Origin of the sequence: Allosphingosinicella sp. (genome assembly GCF_036570505.1) — a bacterium.
In the GTDB taxonomy this organism is placed as follows: Bacteria; Pseudomonadota; Alphaproteobacteria; order Sphingomonadales; family Sphingomonadaceae; genus Allosphingosinicella.
Map to the genome: position 1 here is coordinate 1 of NZ_DATCYB010000098.1, position 1,908 is coordinate 1,908.

Genomic DNA, 1,908 nt, shown 5'->3' on the forward strand with positions numbered 1-1,908 from the left:
CGCCACGCCGACCCCCGAGCCGGCGGGCGACAAGGCCGAAACGTCTTCCCAAAAAGCCGCTCCCCGCCGCCACTGGGTCCAGATCGCCGGTGGCGCCGACAAGGAGGCCCTGCCGCGCGCCTTCGCGCGCTTGAAGGAACAGGCGCCCGGCCTTCTTTCCGGCAAGACCGCCTGGACGACCCCGCTCCGCTTCACTAATCGCCTGCTCGTCGGCCCGTTCAAGAGCGAGGCCGAGGCACAGGCTTTCGTGAACGAGCTGGCCGAGGTGGAGCTCGCCGCGTTCAGCTGGACCAGCGAGGAGGGGCAGGAGATCGAGAAGCTTTCCGCCAATTGAGGGAACTGGCGCCCTGCGCTTCCGACCCATCCCACAGCCGTGGCCGCCTCCATGCCGAGGACAGCGGCGGCACGCGCGGCCCTCGCGATGCCTTCCAGCGCGACCGCGACCGCATCATCCACTCCATTCCGTTCCGCCGCTTGCGTCACAAGACCCAGGTCTTCGTCGCGCCCGACGGCGATCATTTCCGCGTCCGCCTCACCCACAGTCTCGAAGTCGCCCAGATCGGCCGCACCCTCGCCCGCGCGCTCGGTCTCAACGAGGATTTGACCGAGGCGCTCTGCCTCGCCCACGACATCGGCCATCCGCCCTTCGGCCACGCTGGCGAGGACGCGCTGAAGGCGGCGATGGCGGACGCCGGCGGCTTCGATCACAACGCCCACACGATCCGGCTGCTGACCCGGCTCGAAACGCCTTATCCTACGTTCGACGGCCTCAATCTCAGCTGGGAAACGCTGGAAGGCCTCGCCAAGCATAACGGGCCCGTGGCCAACCCCGCCTGGGCGCTCGCCGAAGCCGACGCCGCCTTCCCGCTCGATCTCTCGACCTGGCCGAGCCTGGAGGCGCAGGTCGCCGCCATCGCCGACGATATCGCCTACGACAATCACGACATAGACGACGGCCTGCGCGCCGGCCTTTTCACCCTCGACGAGCTCCTCGCCGTGCCGCTGATCGGCCGCGGCTGGCAGGCGGTGCGCGATCGCTATCCGGGTGTCGAGGAACAACGCCTCATTCCCGAGCTGGTCCGCGACCAGATCGGCCGCATGGTCAACGACGTCCTGGACGAAACCCGCCGCCGCCTCGCCGCGAGCGGCGTGGAGACTTCCGCCGACGTTCGCCGCGCGGGCCGTTCTCTCGCGGGCTTCTCCGAAGAGATGGCGCGCGAGGAACGGGCGCTCAAGATCTTCCTCTACCAGCGCATGTATCGCTCGGGCCCGGTCAAGGCGGTGGCGGACGAGGCGGAACGGGTCCTCTCCCGCCTGTTCGACGCCTACAGCGCCGACATCTGCCTGCTGCCGCCCCAATGGCAGCCCGGCGCGCCCGAGCCCGTGCCGACCCTGCGCGCCATCGGCGACTTCATCGCCGGCATGACCGACCGCTTCGCCATCCGCCAGTATCGCGAGCTGGTCGGGCCGGTGGAGCTGCCCGAAGGATTCTAGCGACGACCCCCATCGTCATTGCGACCCCCTCGACCGTGCCCATCCGGCGGCGAACAACGAAATGCTATGGAAGGATTATCTCGTCCGTTGGACCCGTTGGAATCATGTCCGCACGGTCGCCTGCCTGCTCGCCGCGGCCTTGTTCATCGGCGCGATGCTCGCCTAGGATTCATTTTTCCCGTTTCCTATACGCTATCCAATATGGTTCATACTGCCGGATGGAGCAGAACCATATCCAACCGCCGGAGGCCCGTGCCGATGAGCAGGCCTCCCCGTCCACCCCGGCCTCCGAAGGTGCGCAACCCGCCTTCACCACCATGGCGGAGCAGGAGGCTTGTTGGAACGGCGTCAACGCCGGCATCCGCGCGGTGAGCCCGCCGGACGACGCGCGGCGCGGCCGGTCGCGCCGGGCGG

General features: G+C 68.5%; 3 protein-coding genes. All 3 read left to right on the forward strand.

Going from position 1 to position 1,908, the window contains the following annotated elements; translation table 11 throughout:
- Positions 1-334, forward strand: a 334-nt coding sequence (locus tag VIR62_RS12125) for an SPOR domain-containing protein (protein WP_431871619.1), incomplete at its 5' end; no start/stop codon positions are given.
- Positions 331-1,494: a deoxyguanosinetriphosphate triphosphohydrolase gene (locus VIR62_RS12130; protein WP_431871621.1), complete on the forward strand. Its 1,164-nt coding sequence runs from the start codon at positions 331-333 to the stop codon at positions 1,492-1,494. The genes VIR62_RS12125 and VIR62_RS12130, both read left to right, overlap by 4 nt.
- Positions 1,495-1,712: 218 nt before the next feature.
- Positions 1,713-1,908: hypothetical protein (locus tag VIR62_RS12135; protein WP_431871623.1), on the forward strand; the 196-nt coding region annotated here is incomplete at its 3' end.